This window comes from Methylobacterium litchii (genome assembly GCF_038442315.1).
Taxonomy (GTDB): Bacteria; Pseudomonadota; Alphaproteobacteria; order Rhizobiales; family Beijerinckiaceae; genus Methylobacterium; species Methylobacterium litchii.
Genome location: NZ_JBBXMY010000029.1, coordinates 1 through 14,557, shown reverse-complemented (window position 1 = coordinate 14,557; position 14,557 = coordinate 1). Strand labels below are relative to the sequence as shown.

Sequence of the window (14,557 nt, the reverse complement as noted above, 5' to 3'; positions counted from 1 at the left end):
TCCACCGCCAAGACTCGGGCGGGACGCAGGGGCACGGGGGATCGTGTCCGCACTGCAACATTGGTGTTTTTAGCCGAACTTGGCCTTTACGGAGGGAACGTGAAACGGCCAAGCTCGTTCCCACACTGTGACTGCGTCGCTTAGCAAGCGAGCCGGCCGTTCGGGACGAGGACGATGGGTAAGGTTCGGACCGGGCTGCGCATCGCCGCCGCCCTCGGTTTGGCGGCGCAGATGGCGGCATGCGGCTCCGTGCCGCGTACCGCCTACTCCGCACAGGAGGCCGCAGACGCGACCGTGCCGGGCATCCCCGATGCGCGCGTCTTCGCTGATGCCTCCTTCGACACGATCGCACGCCTGTCGAGCGTTCCGCAGCGGAAGCAGGATCGCTTCACCTACCTCGCCCTCTCAGGCGGCGGTGGGGACGGTGCCTACGGCGCGGGCGTGCTGAATGGCTGGACCGCGTCCGGCACGCGGCCCGAGTTCAGCCTCGTCTCCGGCGTGTCGACGGGGGCGCTGATCGCGCCCTTCGCCTTCCTCGGCTCGGCCTACGATTCCTACCTCACCGAATTCTACACGAGCGGCGTGGCCGAGACCCTGGTCGCGCAGCCGAGCATCACGAGCGTGCTGTTCGGCTCCGGCCTGTTCGGTGACGGGCGTCTGCGCGACCTGATCGGGCGCTACGTGTCGAACGACCTGCTCGACGCCATCGCCGCCGAGCATGCGAAGGGCCGCCGCCTCCTCGTGGTGACGACGAACCTCGACTCGCAGCGTGCCGTGATCTGGAACATGGGCGCCATCGCGTCGAGCAACGTGCCGAACCGGCTCGACCTATTCCGCGATGTGCTCGCCGCCTCGGCCAGCATCCCGGCGGTGTTCCCGCCGCAATTCATCGACGTGAGCGCCGGCCCGTCGCAGTTCAAAGAAATGCATGTCGACGGGTCGGTGGTGACGCCGGTCTTCACCCTGCCGCAGAGCCTGCTGCTGCGCGACGGCAAGCTCCCCACCACGGGCAAGGGCCAGATCTTCGTGGTCATCAATGGCCGACTGGAGCCCGATTTCGAGGTGACGCAGGACAACACCCTGGCCATCGTCGGCCGGTCCTTCACGACGGCGAGCCGGGCGCGGTCCCGCGCGGCGCTGGCGGCGACCTATGCCCTGGCCCGGACCAACAACATCGGCTTTAACCTGACCTACGTCGATGAGTCGGGCCCGAAGGCGTCGACCGCGCAGGGCTTCAACACCGCCTATATGCGCAGCCTCTATCAGAACGGGTTCGATAAGGCCCGCACCGGGAACCTGTGGGAACACACCGTGCCCGCCGCGCCCATCGTGAAGACGCAGATCGCGCAGACGGTGAACCGCTAGGGTGCCCGGCGCGGGCGCTGGGCTTACTTCCGCAGGATCTTCGTGACGAGACGGCCGATGGGCGACGCGGTGCTCGCGTTGCGATCATCGCGAACGACCTGCCGGTCTTCGTTGCCGAGGAGCTTGGTGACGATTCGTCCGATAAGGCTCATCCGGGTGTCCTCTCGCATCATGCGCCAAAACGGCGCAGCTTGTAAGTGAACGGGCGATGGTGGCGCCCTGTTCCGCGCCATGCGCCCCTCGCCGTGACGAAGGGCCCTGCGCCGATGCAGGTTCTGATCCTCGACGGGCACCCGGATGCCGGGCGGCTGGTGACGCATCTCCTCAACCGCTACGCAGCCGCCCTTGAGGGCGCGCACGTCGAGCGTGTCGCCCTGCGCGACCTGGCGTTCTCGCCGAACCTGCGCCGGGGTTATGCCGAGGAGCAGTCGTTGGAGCCCGATCTGGCGCGGCTCGCCGGGCTGCTGAACGCGTGCGATCACGTGGTCGTCGCCTTTCCCCTCTGGTGGGGCGGCGAGCCGGCCTTGGTGAAGGGCTTCATCGACCGGCTGCTGTTGCCGGGCTTTGCGTTCCGGTACCATCGCGACGATCCGTTCTGGGATCGGCTGATGGTCGGGCGGTCGGCCGATCTCATCGTCATGATGGATACGCCGCCCTGGTATCTGCGCCTCGTCTATGGCGATCCGGTGGGGCGGCGATGGCGGCGGCAGATCCTCGGCTTCTGCGGCTTCCACCCCGTCCGCATCCTGCGCCTCGGACCGACGCGGCAGGGTGGAACCGCCAAGCGGCTCGCGGCCTGGGACAAGCGTGTATCCTACTTCGCCCGCTCGGCGGCGGGCCTGAGGCGTGGGCGCAAACGAGAGCTATGAGACCGGCTGTGATGTTACGTTCGACCCTGCTGGCGACGCTCCTCCTTGCGAGCCCGGCCCATGCCGAACCCTGCATCGAGGCCCTTGTCGGGCCGGCGGTGGAGGCTGGCGTACCACGCGACCTCGCCCAGGCGCAGCTCGGCACACTCACCCCCGACGCCGCAGTACTGGCGGCGACGCAGAACCAGGCCGAGTTCACGAAGCCGGTCTGGGCTTATGTCGAAGCCTCCGTGACGCCGGAGAAGATCGCCGAGGGCCAGCGCAAACTGCAGCAATGGTCGGTCGCCCTCGATGCCATCGAGGCCCGCTACGGCGTGGATCGCTACACATTGGTGGCGTTCTGGGGTGTGGAATCGAGTTACGGCGCCGTGCTCGATGACCTGACCGTCGTCCGCCCGGCGATCCGCTCCCTCGCGACGCTCGCCTGCGGCGATCCGGGGCGGCCGGACTACTGGAAGGCCGAGTTGATCGCCGCCCTCAAGATCCTCGCGGCCGGCGATGCGACGCCGGAGCGGCTGACCGGCTCCTGGGCAGGCGCGCTCGGCAACACGCAGTTCATGCCGAGCGTGTTTCTCTCGCGGGCGGTGGATTTCGACGGCGACGGGCGCCGCGACCTCTGGGGCTCGGTGCCCGATTCTCTCGCCTCGACGGCGAACTTCCTGGTGGCCGAAGGCTGGAAGACCGGCGAGCGTTGGGGCAGCGAGGCAACCCTCCCGCTCGATTTCAACCTCGCCCTGGCCGACGAGACCACGGCCCGCACCCTGGCGGAATGGCGCGACCTCGGCGTACGCCCGGTTCGCGATGACGGGCTGAAGGACGAGAACAGGGCAACGCTGTTCCTGCCCACGGGCGCGCGCGGTCCGGCCTTCCTGCTGCTGCCGAACTTCGCGGTGATCCTGCGCTACAACACGTCCTTCTCCTACGCGCTCACGGTGGCGCATCTCTCGGACCGCCTGCGCGGCCTGCCGGGCTTCGGGCGTGATTGGCCGCGCGGCGACAGGATGCTTGGAGCGGACGAGCGCCGCGATCTCCAGACGCTCCTGACGGCGCAGGGCCATCCGGTGGGTACCGTCGATGGCAAGGTCGGGCCGCGCACGCGGGCGGCCCTGCGCGCCTTCCAGTCCTCCGCCGGCCTGCCGCCCGATGGCTATGCCGACGCGACGATGCTCGACACGCTCCGGGCGAAGACGCGCTAGGGGCTGGGTCGGACCTGAAGGATGGATTCGGCCGGCCCGGCGGCGTCCGTGAAGACGCCTGCCGTCAGTGCGCCGCCATAGACCGCCGCCGTGTCGAGATTGGTGCGGTAGCGCCGCTGTTCCGGCCGACCGTTCCGCTGCGGCGTGTGGCCGTGGACGACGTGGCGGCCGAAATCATGCTCCCCGTCGAGGAAGCTGTCGCGGATCCAGAGGCGGTCGTGCGGGTCGCACTCCGATGCCGGAACGCCCGGCCTCAGCCCGGCATGGACGTACCAGTGCGCGGCATCGGAATGCAGCGTCGGCAAGCCCTCGATCCAGTCGAGGATGGCACTCGGCAGATCCGCCACCTCCCGCGCGCCGAAGGAGTCGAGGGTGGCCTCACCGCCGTTCGCCAGCCAATGCAGCGCGGAATCCTCGGTTGTGAGGGAGTCGAGCAGCATCCGCTCGTGATTGCCCATCAGGCAGGTGACGTGATCGGGTTCCGCCCAGTGCATCCGGCTGATCGTGCGCAGCACCGCCGCCGAGTCCGGCCCCCGGTCGATGTAGTCGCCGAGAAAGACGAGCCGCCTCTCGCGACCCTCCGCGTGGGCCTCGATGCGTTCGAGAAGCGCGTCGAGGAGGTCGCTGCACCCGTGAATGTCGCCGATGGCGTACGTGAGGACCGTCGATTGCATCAGCTGTTGTCCACGGGCGTGGGACGCTGTGCAAGACGGCGGAAGCGCTCAGTCGTCCACGTCAGGGGGAGGTTATCGCGCCCATGCCGGCGCCGCCGCCGCCGCCCGCGCCGGGGCCCTGCGAGGTCGCACCGACACCGCCACCGCTCGACGCCAGGGCCCGCCGCTTGTCAGCCTGTCCGCTGGTGGGGTCGAAGTATTTGGCCGCATCGCCGAGCTGCGCCGAGGGCTGGCAGTTCGGCGTGCAGGACAGCGACTCGCGGTCCATCCCGCGCTGGACGGTGATGGTCGCTTCGCGGGACGCCTCGACGCGGATCATCGTCTCGGCGATGAGCGCGCCGGCGCTGTCCAGTGCGATGAGGTTGGTGGACCCGAAGCTCTTGCCGGTGAGGATCAGCACGCCGTTCTTCTGCGGCGTCACCTCGGCAATGAACGGATTGCCAACCACGACCGTCTGCGTCTTCTCCGGCAGGCGGATCACCTTCGCGTTGTCGACGATCACCGTCACCACCGGCAACGCCTCGGGCTGGGCGGCGGAGACGACGCCCGGCAGAAGGCTCACCACGGTGAGGGCGACGCCGAACAAGCCGGCCGACAAAGGGGTGCGACGCATAGAAACATGCCCGTACAAGGCGCGCGGCGAGACCGAGCCCCTCCAGCAAGCACGAAACTGGTAAACACTTCCCTAAAAGCTATACCGGTCTTCCTGCTTATACTGCTGAGCTTTGCCTGTTTTTCAGATCAACTTTTCTTGAAGCAGTGTGAAATGTGTCACCTGCTCCCGTGGTTGTGAGATCCGTTTAACTCAATTTCAAGGCGTGCTGGCCAGTGTGAGGGAGCCGCCGATCGAGGCGTAACACTTCGACGGTCAATTCGCTTCTATCGAAATGGGACCTTCATCATGAAGAGCATCGTCAAGCGCTTCGCCGGCGACGAATCCGGCGCCACCGCCATCGAGTACGGCATGATCGCCGCCCTCATCGCCGTCGTGATCATCGGCACGCTGAAGGTCATCGGCTCGCAGCTCAACTCCAAGTTCGCCTCCATTTCGGCTCAGCTGCAGTAATCGGTTAACCGATCTACTCCGATCCGCGGCACGGCGAGTGACCGTCGCGTCCCGAAAGGGACGGGGCGGGAGCTCACCGTGCCGGAGCCGTTCGGACCGAAACCGGGGTTACATGATGAGCGGAACCGTCATCGCCGAATTCGGCCTGCTGGTGATGTTCCCGTTCCTGATGGCCTATGCCGCAGCGAGCGACCTCCTCACCATGCTCATACCGAACCGAATTTCGCTGGCGCTGGTCGCCGGCTTCGCCGTGCTCGCGGCGAGCGGGCTGATGAGCCCCGCCGAGATCGGCCTGCATGTTGGCGCCGCCGCCCTCGTCTTGACGGCGACCTTCACCCTCTTCGCCCTGAACATCATCGGCGGCGGGGATGCCAAGCTCGCGGCCGCGACGGCCCTGTGGCTCGGCTTCGACGGGTTGATCGATTATCTCCTCGCGGCCTCCGTCCTCGGCGGCCTGCTGACGCTGGCCCTCCTCGCCGCGCGTTCGCACCCGCTGCCGAATCCGCTGGCCCGGCTGCCCTTCGCTCTACACCTGCACGACCGCAAGACCGGCGTGCCCTACGGCATCGCCCTGGCCGCCGCTGCGCTGCTCGTCCTGCCCGAGACCTCGGTCTGGACCGCCCTGGCCGGAGCCTGAGGCAAACGGCCAAGGATCTGGAGCCGGCGCCCCGGCGCCGCTAAAAGGGGCCCATGCCCCTCGCATTCCTGCGACGCCCCGATCCGGATCACCTCGACGTCCACCACGAGGGCGCGCTGCTGCGCGTCGCCCTGCGTCGGCGGGACGCCGCCCGCCGCATCACCCTACGCGTGTCCGCCGCGACCGGCGAAGCCGTCATCACCCTGCCACCGCGCATGGCGGTGAGCACCGCCCAACGCTTCGCCGCGAGCCATGCCGGCTGGATCGCCGCGCGCCTCGCTCGCGTGCCGGAGCGCATCTCCTTCGAGCCCGGCGCCGAGATCCCAATCCGGGGCGAGCCTCACCGGCTTGTCCTGCGCGGCGCCCGGGGCGGCACCGCGCGCTGGGGGGAGGAGGGGGGTGGGAAGGTGCTGTCCCTCGCCTGCGAGGAGGCCCATTTCCCCCGCCGGGTCCGCGACGCCCTGATGCGCGCGGCCCGCGCCGACATCGAAGCCGCCATCGACCGCCATGCCGCGACCCTCGGCCAGCGCCCCGTGCGGATCACCCTGCGGGATACGCGCAGCCGCTGGGGCTCCTGCACCGCGCGGGGAGAATTGAACTTTTCGTGGCGCCTGATCCTCGCGCCGCCGATGGTGCTCGACTACCTCGTCGCGCACGAGATGGCGCATCTGCGGGAGATGAACCATTCCTCGCGCTTCTGGGCCGTGGCGCACCACCTCTGCGGCCATGTCGACGCCGCCGAGGCGTGGCTGAAGCGGAACGGCACCGAGCTGCACCGCTTCGGTTAGGGCTCAGCCCTTCACGCGCAGGACGCGGCGGGCCGTGACGACCTCCGCCGGCCAGACGGGGCGCGGGTTGACCTCGCCAGGGTCCAGGGTGCGCGGCGCGGTGCTGTCGCAGATCTCGCGCTGGCGCAGGATCACCGGGTTCCCGAACTGATCGTGGCGCCGGATGATGCCGCCCTCCCGGCAATTGCCGGCCAGGGCGGCCGAGCCGCCGCGACGGCCATAGGGGTTCACCGCCACCGGGGGATGCTCGACGGTGAGCGCGTCGGAATGATTCAGCGAGCGCTCGACATAGGTCGTCTCGCCCACGGGCAGGCTTTGGGCGCCGGCTTGGGCGAGGGTGGCGACGAGGAAGGCGGCCGAGAGGGCGGGAAGACGCATGACGGGGTTCCGAATTGTGGCGGGCGCAGGTGCGTTCGCCACAATCTAGGCCATAAGCGGCCCGCCGGGTAGCCGGTGCCGCACCCATGCATGGGTCGCTCGCTTGACAGCGCGGGTGCCCGCATGGTCGGAACACCCTCGCTTACCGGGCCGCCGCCGTCAGGGCGCGGTCTCTCCGACAGGGTCAGATGGTGCCGTTCCTCGTGAGGCTCGATCGATTCCGGCATGCGGCTGCGCTGTCCGGGCTCCTCATCCTGATGTCGGTCCTGGCCGCCGCGCCCGCCGCCGCGCAGGGGACTGTCCGCAAGACGTTCGACGATTGGCAATTGCGCTGCGAGACGCCGGCCGGTGCCAAGGCCGAGCAATGCGCCCTCGTCCAGTATCTCGCCGCCGAGGACCGGCCGAATCTGACCCTGGTGGTCATCGTGCTCAAGACCGCCGACAACAGGGGCTACCTGTTGCGCGTCGTGGCGCCCCTCGGCGTCCTGCTGCCCTCCGGCCTCGGGCTGAAGATCGACCAGACGGATATCGGCCGCGCCGGCTTCGTCCGCTGCCTCACCACCGGCTGCGTCGCCGAGGTGGTGATGGACGGCGGCCTGATCCAGCAATTCAAGAACGGCTCGAAGGCGACCTTCATCGTCTTCCAGACGCCCGAGGAGGGCGTCGGCATCCCGCTCTCGATGAAGGGCTTCGCCGCCGGCTTCGACAGCCTCAAGTAAACCGCCTGTCCGGGTTCTCGCTCATGGTTGGACATCGGATCCGTCTTCTTGGCCTCCTCGTCGCGGTAGGCTTTTCTGTCTCCCCGGCCTCGGCGCAGGAGGAGGGCAACGTCTTCTCGAACATCTTCAAGTATGGCGGCACGACGGTTCCCCCGTCGCAGCCGAAGGAGACGGAAGCCGCTTATTGCCCGAACGTCGATGTGATGGAGGGCGGCGCGGCCCTGCGGATCATGGCCGGCGGCAACGTGCGCACGCAGATCAGCCTGGGGCGCCTCGCCCGCGAATGCGCGCGGCGGGAAGACGGCTCGGTCGTGGTGAAGGTCGGCGTCGAGGCGCGCGTCCTGCTCGGGCCCGCCGGTGCTCCGGGCCGGTTCGACGTGCCCGTCAGCTTCTCCATCAAGCACGACGACAAGACCGTGATGACCCGCACCGCCCGCACCGATGCCGAGATCGGCAAGGGTGAGGCGCAGGGCTTCGCGCAGATCGTCGTCGACGATCTCGTCGTTCCGCCCGCCCTGTCGCGGGATTACGAGATCGAGGTCGGGCTCGGCGCCGCCAAGGCGACGACCGCCAAGGCGAAGCCCCGCCGCAAGCCGGCCTCCGCCGCCGCACCGGCCGGCGGAGGCGACGCTGCCCAGTGAGCCCCGCGCACGGTCGGTCGTTTTCCGCTTCGAACCGAGCGGCGATCCTGTCTTCGAGTCGCAGCTGATCCTGCCCGGCCGCTCCGGCGGCTGGTTCGCCTTGAGCTTTTCGGCCGATCCCCTCGCGCCGCCCCGCCGCCCGGTCTTGCGCATCACCCGCGCCGGGGGTGAGGAGCAAGTGATCGTCTGTCCCGGCCCGGCCTTGGGCTGCGCGCAATGGATCGGGCTGATCCCAGAGGACGCGACGCAAATCCTGCTCGCCGCCGCCCCCAGCGCGAGGCTCGATCGGGTCGAGCGCCGCAGCGAGGCGAGTGTTTTCCTAGCCTGCGCATGGCGGAAGCCGGGGAATGCCCTTGCTGCCCTATGGGCCCGCGCGAAGGGGCAATCGCGCCGCTATCGAGATATTGTGCGCGGCGGCGTGGCCGTGACTCGGCGACAGCATTTCGCGGCCTGGGCCGCCACGCGGCGTGTGCCCTTCGAAGGGCCGGTGCCGAGTCTCACGATCCGCTGCATCGTTCTCGCGCATGGCGCTGCCTCCGAAACTCTGGAACGCACCCTCGCGACGGTGCGCGCGCAAACCCTGGCGGCTGAGACGGTCGCCCTAACTGATTTGTCCGTGGGGAGCCCTTCGGACTTGCTGTCGGATGCGGCGGCGCTTTGCGTTCTGCATGCCGGCGACGCCCTCGAACCGGATGCCTTTGCCCTCCTTGCGGCGAGCCTCGGTGGAGCCGATCTCGCCTACGCCGACGAGGTGGACGCCGATGGCGCGCCGCGCCTGAAACCCGATTGGAGCCCCGACCTCGCCAGGGCGACGGGTTATGTCGGCCGCGTCGCCCTCGTCTCGCGTGCGCTGATCGAACGCCTCCCGAACGAGCCTCTGGGTTCGGTCACCGAGGCTGCGGACACCCTCGGTCGCCTCGTGGCTGAAGCCTGCCGCCGTGCCGTCCATTGCCCACGGCCCCTGGCGACCGTCGCTGCCACTCCATCTTACTCTGCGCGCGAAGTGGCATGGCCGCTCCCCGATCCCGCGCCCCTCGTGAGCGTGATCATCCCCTCCCGAGACAGGCTCGACCTCATCTCCACGGTCAGTCGCGGCCTGCTTGAGGCGACGGACTATCCCGCCATCGAGCTGATCGTGGTCGATAACGGCTCCACCGATCCCGCCGTCCTGGCTTACTACGAAAAACTGAAGCGCGATTCTCGCGTGCAGATCGTCAGCTTCCCGCAAGCTTTCAACTTCTCGGCGATGGTCAATGCGGGGGTGGCGGCGGCATCGGGGCAGGTCGTAGTGCTGCTCAACAACGACATCGGCGTGCGGGGGCCGGGTTGGCTCGGCGCGATGGTTCGTCAGGCGATCCGGCCGGAGGTCGGGGCGGTCGGGGCCAAGCTGCTCTTCGGCGACGGCACGCTGCAACATGCCGGCGTCGTGGTCGGCCTTGCGGGGCGGGCGGGCCACATCCTGCGGCGGCGTCCGGCCGATACGCCGGGACATCTCGGCCGCCTGCACGTCGCGCACGAAGTCTCGGCGGTGACGGCGGCCTGCCTCGCCGTCTCCCGCGACAAGTATCTCGCGGTGGGCGGCTTCGACGCCGAGGCCTTCCCCATCGACTTCAACGACGTCGACTTCTGTCTGCGCCTCGGCGCGAAGGGCTGGAAGACGATCTGGACGCCAGAGGCGGAGCTCTTCCACTTCGAATCCGTGAGCCGAGGTCCGTCGGTGGGCGCCAAGCGAGAGCGCTTCGAACGCGAGGCGGCCCTGTTCACTGCCCGATGGCTCGACGTGATCCGGCACGATCCCTTTTACCATCCGGCCCTGTCGCTCACGACCTTCGGCGAGGATCTGGAGTGAGCCGCTTCGATCCGACAGGCGGCGCCTTTCTCGGCGACGGCCTCCAGCCTTCGCCCCTCGCCCTCGCGGCCGAACTACTGCGCCAGCCCCGCGCGACCCTCGACATTCTCGCCGCCCGCCTCACCGGCAAGCGCCTGCGCGCGCGCCAGCGCCTCGCGGCGCTCGTGGGGATCGACCATCGCCTCGCCCTGCCGGCCTCCGCGATGAATCGCGCCACCGAGGAGCCGCCGGGGGAGGGGAGTGTCACCCTCGTTGGCAGCGGGACGCTCCTGCGCGGCGCGTCCGACCGGATCGCCCGAGCCTTCGCAGAGAACCCAACGCTTCAGGCGATCTACGGCGATGGTCTGGTGCAAAGGCGAGCTGGCGGCCCGGCCCATCCCGTGCTCCCGCCGGCCTTCGACCCGGATCTCCTGATGGCGGTCGATTACCTCGGCCCGCTCGCCCTGCGCCGGGGCGCTCTCGCCCCGGTGTCCAGCCCGGTCGCGGCGGCGCTGGCGATCGCGGAGAGGTACGGTGCCGAAGCGATCGGCCATCTGCCGGGCCTGCTCTACCTTCGCCGCCCCGGCGACGACGCCTCGGCCGACCGCCTGACCGCCGTGCGACAGCACCTTGACCGCACCGGCCGCGAAGACGCGACCGTGATGATGGACGCGGATGGGATCGTCCAGGTCACCCATCCCCTCGCGGAAACGCCCCTCGTCAGCGTCATCGTCCCGACCCGCGACAGGCTCGATCTCCTCCGCCCCTGCCTCGACGCCCTGCGCAGTCGCACCGTCTGGCCAAGGCTGGAAATCCTTGTTTGCGACAACGACAGCCGCGAGCCGGAGACGCTGGCCTATCTCGAAACCCTGACGGGGGAGGGGAGGGGGGTCGTCGTGCCCTGTCCCGGCCCGTTCAATTTCGCCGCGATGAACAACGCGGCGGCGGCGCAGGCGCGCGGCAAACTCCTCGTCTTCATGAACAACGACGTCGAGGCGTTCCGCGCGGATTGGCTCGTGGCGATGGCCCGCCATGCCCTGCGACCGGGTATCGGCACGGTGGGGGCCAAGCTCCTTGATGGGGCGGGCCGCATCCAGCACGGTGGAATTGTCCTCGGCACGGGCGGCCTCGTCACGCACGCTCACCGCCACTTCCCCGGCGACGCGCCGGGCTACCTCTCGACCCTGCGCGCGGCGCACCGGGTCTCGGCGGTGACGGCCGCCTGCCTGATGATCGAGGCCGAAAAGTTCAGGGCGGTCGGCGGCTTCGACGCGGAGACCTTCGCGGTCGACTTCAACGACGTCGACCTGTGCCTGCGTCTCAACGCGGCCGGCTTTCGCACGGTGATGGCCCCCGAGGCCGTGCTCCACCACCGCGAGGCGGCGAGCCGTCGCTGGACGGAGGAGGCCCGCGCCCGCCACGAGCGTGAGGTCGCGGCCTTCAAAAAGCGATGGGGGCCGCTGCTGGTGCAGGACCCCCATTACAACGCGGGATTCGAGCGCAACCTGTCGACCCATGCGAGGCGCGCCAGGGACTTTCCGCAGGCCGGCGCGATCCGCCGGCCTGCCTGACCCTTACTGCACGAGGCGCGGGCCGCCCATCTGCACCTTCTCGTTCTCGGCCATGATGCCGAGGCGCTTGGCGACCTCGGTATAGGCTTCGATGAGCCCGCCGAGGTCCTTGCGGAACCGGTCCTTGTCGAGCTTGTCGGAGGACTTGATGTCCCAGAGGCGGCAGGAATCGGGGGAGATCTCGTCGGCCACGACGATGCGCATCATGTCGCCTTCCCAGAGCCGGCCGGTCTCCATCTTGAAGTCCACCAGACGGATGCCGACGCCGAGGAAGAGGCCGGACAGGAAGTCGTTGACGCGGATCGCCAGCGCCATGATGTCGTCGATCTCTTGGGGCGTCGCCCAGCCGAACGCGGTGATGTGCTCCTCCGATACCATCGGGTCGTTGAGCTGGTCGTTCTTGTAATAGAACTCGATGATCGAGCGCGGCAGCTGCGTGCCTTCCTCGAGGCCGAGGCGGGTCGCCAGCGAACCGGCCGCGACGTTGCGGACGACCACTTCGAGGGGGATGATCTCGACTTCCCGGATCAGCTGCTCGCGCATGTTCAGCCGCCGGATGAAGTGCGTGGGCACCCCGATGTCATTGAGGTTCTGAAAGACGAATTCCGAGATTCGGTTGTTCAGAACGCCCTTGCCGTCGATGACTTCGTGCTTCTTCGCGTTGAACGCGGTCGCGTCATCCTTGAAGTGCTGGATGAGGGTGCCCGGCTCCGGCCCCTCGTAGAGGACCTTCGCCTTGCCCTCGTAGATGCGACGGCGGCGGTTCATGGGCGTATACCGTGGTTTGAGGAAGTCCATGGCCGGGGCTCCTGGGTAGCGCGACGAGTGAAGCGGGATCCGCGGCGCGGCGACCGGACGTTTGGTCGTGCAGCCGAAGGCCCCTCGGAAGGGCCCGGCGGCCACACCGAAACTACCCGAAGCGGACTGGTAGCACAACGCGTTAGCCCCCCGCGCCGCGCGGCGGCAGGGCTGTCACGCGGTCTTGGCCGGATAGCGGCAGAGATCGCGGATCCGGCAGGAGGGGCAATCGGGCTTGCGTGCCTTGCACACGTACCGGCCTTGCAGGATCAGCCAGTGGTGGGCGTGCAGCAGGAAGGGCTCCGGGACGATCGCCTCCAGCTTCGCCTGGATCTTGTCGGTGGTGGCGGCCACCGCAAGGGGAATGCGGTTGGCGACGCGGAAGATATGGGTGTCGACCGCGATTCGCGGGACGCCGAAGGCCACGTTCAGCACGACGCTCGCCGTCTTCGCCCCGACGCCGGGCAGAACCTGCAAGGCCTCAAGGCTCGCCGGCACCTCGCCCCCGTGCTCCTCGATGAGGATGCGGGAGAGGGCGATGACGTTCTTTGCCTTGGTGTTGAACAGGCCGATGGTGCGGATGAAGTGGCGCACATTCTCCTCGCCGAGCGCCAGCATCGCCTGAGGCGTATCCGCCACCGCGAAGAGCGGTCCTGTCGCGAGGTTCACGCCCTTGTCCGTGGCCTGCGCGGACAGCACCACCGCCACGAGCAGCGTGTAGGCGTTCGTATAGCGCAGGTCGCTCTTCGGCTCGGGGTTCGCCTCCCGGAGGCGCCGGAAGATCTCCTCCACACTTGCCGCATCGACCGGCTCCGGCGCGGCCACGGCATGGCCGTCCAGGGCGGGCGTAGCGAGGCGGGTCGCGAGCCGTCCACGTGCGGTGGCGGCGGACGGCTTTCTGACGGGCATTCGCGCGTTATATCTGTGGGATGGCGAGCTACAATCCTTCAGTCCATCCGGACGGGCTCGATCCGGACAGCTTCGACCGGCCCGTCTTCACGGCGACGATCCGGCCGCACCAGAGCCTGAGCCGAACCGGCTTCCGCGTGGTCATGGCCGGGCTGTGCCTGGTCTCGTTCGCCATGTCGGTTTGGGCGTGGCGAATGGGCTTCTGGCCGATCGCCGGCTTCTTCGGCCTCGACATGCTGGGCATCTACCTCGCCCTCAAGGTCAGCTTCCGGCGCGGCGCCTCCTTCGAGGAGGTGATGATCTCGCAGATCGAGATTCTCCTCGCTCGCGTGAGCCACCGGGGCGAGCGACGCGAATGGCGCTTCAATCCCCTTTGGACCAAGATCGTCTCCGTCGATGACGACGAGTTCGGGCTTCAGCGCCTCACCCTCGTGTCGCGCCGGCAGGAGGTCGCCGTCGCCCGCGATGCCGGTCCCGAAGAACGCGCTCGGATCGCAGACGGCTTGAGCCGGGCGTTGGCCGACATCAAGAAGGGCCGCTGAGGGGCTGGAACGGCCGTCACGCGGCCGTCACTGGCTTCTGGCAGAAAAATCGACGGTCCTCGAAAAAGGCGGTTGACGCCGCCGGGGACGATCCGTATACCCCTGTTCATCGGCGCCGGCCGCGGAAGCGAACCGGACGCTGGACTGTCTGTCTCTGGTGCTGCTGATGTGGCGCTGAGGTAGGCAACCTTACCGAACAATCGAGCGGGACGTGCCTGGCGGTGGTTTAAGCCGGGTGTGGGTCGGTTCGTGAGTTTCGTAAGGATGAGGTCTCCGCCACCGGGTGTGAGGCTTCGGCTCTTTGACATTGTGATATGAGGAAGGGAGACGCGGACGGCGTACTCGACTGTCCTTGCGGATCTGGCGCAATGCTGGATCGTGAGAGACGAGACGCTGATCTGTTGGATCTCCTTTTGAGCTCACCGGACCTTTCGCTGTGAAGCGATTGCGTTCGATGTGAGGCTCCGTCTGAGATTTATACGTGATCAGCTGAGATCAATCTCTTTAACGTGAGAGTTTGATCCTGGCTCAGAGCGAACGCTGGCGGCAGGCTTAACACATGCAAGTCGAGCGGGC

At 68.2% G+C, this 14,557-nt stretch carries 17 protein-coding genes and 1 rRNA gene; 12 read left to right on the top strand and 6 right to left on the bottom strand.

Annotated features, from left to right (window positions below; genetic code table 11):
• Positions 1-174 precede the first annotated feature (174 nt).
• Complete coding sequence (locus AAHF99_RS26110) at positions 175-1,365, top strand: patatin-like phospholipase family protein (RefSeq protein WP_342167259.1); 1,191 nt, start codon at positions 175-177, stop codon at positions 1,363-1,365.
• Positions 1,366-1,388: 23 nt separating this feature from the next.
• On the opposite strand, the gene AAHF99_RS26105 is transcribed toward AAHF99_RS26110, so the two are convergent.
• Positions 1,389-1,517: a TFIIS helical bundle-like domain containing protein gene (locus AAHF99_RS26105; RefSeq protein WP_243952062.1), complete on the bottom strand. Its 129-nt coding sequence runs from the start codon at positions 1,515-1,517 to the stop codon at positions 1,389-1,391.
• A 114-nt stretch (positions 1,518-1,631) separates the two neighbouring features.
• Between AAHF99_RS26105 and AAHF99_RS26100 the strand changes: the two genes are divergently transcribed.
• A complete protein-coding gene (locus AAHF99_RS26100) occupies positions 1,632-2,234 on the top strand; it encodes an NAD(P)H-dependent oxidoreductase (protein WP_342167258.1) in 603 nt (200 codons plus the stop codon).
• A complete protein-coding gene (locus AAHF99_RS26095; protein ID WP_342167257.1) occupies positions 2,231-3,430 on the top strand; it encodes a lytic murein transglycosylase in 1,200 nt (399 codons plus the stop codon). Before AAHF99_RS26100 ends, AAHF99_RS26095 begins: the two co-directional genes overlap by 4 nt.
• Here AAHF99_RS26095 and AAHF99_RS26090 read toward each other — a convergent pair.
• Both AAHF99_RS26090 and AAHF99_RS26085 read right to left on the bottom strand, forming a co-directional pair.
• The gene (locus AAHF99_RS26090; protein WP_342167256.1) at positions 3,427-4,104 is read right to left on the bottom strand and encodes a metallophosphoesterase family protein; all 678 of its coding nucleotides are present in this window, start codon (positions 4,102-4,104) and stop codon (positions 3,427-3,429) included. The genes AAHF99_RS26095 and AAHF99_RS26090 overlap by 4 nt on opposite strands.
• Positions 4,105-4,165: 61 nt before the next feature.
• A complete protein-coding gene (locus tag AAHF99_RS26085) occupies positions 4,166-4,717 on the bottom strand; it encodes a pilus assembly protein N-terminal domain-containing protein (protein WP_342167255.1) in 552 nt (183 codons plus the stop codon).
• 288 nt (positions 4,718-5,005) lie between these two features.
• Between AAHF99_RS26085 and AAHF99_RS26080 the strand changes: the two genes are divergently transcribed.
• The 3 genes from AAHF99_RS26080 (at position 5,006) to AAHF99_RS26070 (ending at position 6,595) form a co-directional block, all read left to right on the top strand.
• Entirely contained in the window at positions 5,006-5,170 is a 165-nt protein-coding gene (locus AAHF99_RS26080) for a Flp family type IVb pilin (protein ID WP_342167254.1), read from the top strand.
• Between the two features lie 112 nt (positions 5,171-5,282).
• Complete coding sequence (locus AAHF99_RS26075) at positions 5,283-5,807, top strand: A24 family peptidase (RefSeq protein WP_412759958.1); 525 nt, start codon at positions 5,283-5,285, stop codon at positions 5,805-5,807.
• A 53-nt stretch (positions 5,808-5,860) separates the two neighbouring features.
• Positions 5,861-6,595 carry a M48 family metallopeptidase gene (locus AAHF99_RS26070; protein WP_342167253.1) on the top strand — a complete coding sequence of 245 codons (735 nt, stop codon included), beginning with the start codon at positions 5,861-5,863 and terminating at the stop codon, positions 6,593-6,595.
• Between the two features lie 3 nt (positions 6,596-6,598).
• Here AAHF99_RS26070 and AAHF99_RS26065 read toward each other — a convergent pair whose 3' ends face one another.
• The gene (locus AAHF99_RS26065) at positions 6,599-6,973 is read right to left on the bottom strand and encodes a hypothetical protein (RefSeq protein WP_342167252.1); all 375 of its coding nucleotides are present in this window, start codon (positions 6,971-6,973) and stop codon (positions 6,599-6,601) included.
• 257 nt (positions 6,974-7,230) lie between these two features.
• Here AAHF99_RS26065 and AAHF99_RS26060 point away from each other — a divergent pair, with 257 nt between their 5' ends.
• The 4 genes from AAHF99_RS26060 to AAHF99_RS26045 all read left to right on the top strand — a co-directional run bounded on the left by AAHF99_RS26060 (position 7,231) and on the right by AAHF99_RS26045 (position 11,732).
• Positions 7,231-7,692 (top strand): invasion associated locus B family protein, encoded by a 462-nt coding sequence (locus tag AAHF99_RS26060; RefSeq protein WP_243952077.1) that lies wholly within the window; start codon positions 7,231-7,233, stop codon positions 7,690-7,692.
• A gap of 23 nt (positions 7,693-7,715) precedes the next feature.
• Entirely contained in the window at positions 7,716-8,333 is a 618-nt protein-coding gene (locus tag AAHF99_RS26055; RefSeq protein ID WP_342167251.1) for a hypothetical protein, read from the top strand.
• Between the two features lie 100 nt (positions 8,334-8,433).
• The gene (locus AAHF99_RS26050) at positions 8,434-10,182 is read left to right on the top strand and encodes a glycosyltransferase family 2 protein (protein WP_412759957.1); all 1,749 of its coding nucleotides are present in this window, start codon (positions 8,434-8,436) and stop codon (positions 10,180-10,182) included.
• Entirely contained in the window at positions 10,179-11,732 is a 1,554-nt protein-coding gene (locus tag AAHF99_RS26045; RefSeq protein ID WP_342167249.1) for a glycosyltransferase family 2 protein, read from the top strand. Before AAHF99_RS26050 ends, AAHF99_RS26045 begins: the two co-directional genes overlap by 4 nt.
• A 3-nt stretch (positions 11,733-11,735) precedes the next feature.
• Here the strand turns inward: AAHF99_RS26045 and purC are convergent, their stop codons facing one another.
• Together purC and nth are read right to left on the bottom strand one after the other, a co-directional pair.
• Positions 11,736-12,530 (bottom strand): phosphoribosylaminoimidazolesuccinocarboxamide synthase, encoded by a 795-nt coding sequence (purC, locus tag AAHF99_RS26040; protein ID WP_238205833.1) that lies wholly within the window; start codon positions 12,528-12,530, stop codon positions 11,736-11,738.
• Positions 12,531-12,704: 174 nt separating this feature from the next.
• On the bottom strand, positions 12,705-13,439 hold the full coding sequence (nth, locus tag AAHF99_RS26035; protein WP_412759956.1) for an endonuclease III: 735 nt from the start codon (positions 13,437-13,439) through the stop codon (positions 12,705-12,707).
• 20 nt (positions 13,440-13,459) lie between these two features.
• On the opposite strand from nth, the gene AAHF99_RS26030 reads away from it, so the two are divergent.
• Both AAHF99_RS26030 and AAHF99_RS26025 read left to right on the top strand, forming a co-directional pair.
• The gene (locus AAHF99_RS26030; protein WP_342167248.1) at positions 13,460-13,981 is read left to right on the top strand and encodes a DUF2244 domain-containing protein; all 522 of its coding nucleotides are present in this window, start codon (positions 13,460-13,462) and stop codon (positions 13,979-13,981) included.
• Between the two features lie 505 nt (positions 13,982-14,486).
• Positions 14,487-14,557: ribosomal RNA gene (locus tag AAHF99_RS26025) — 16S ribosomal RNA — on the top strand; the annotation flags it as partial.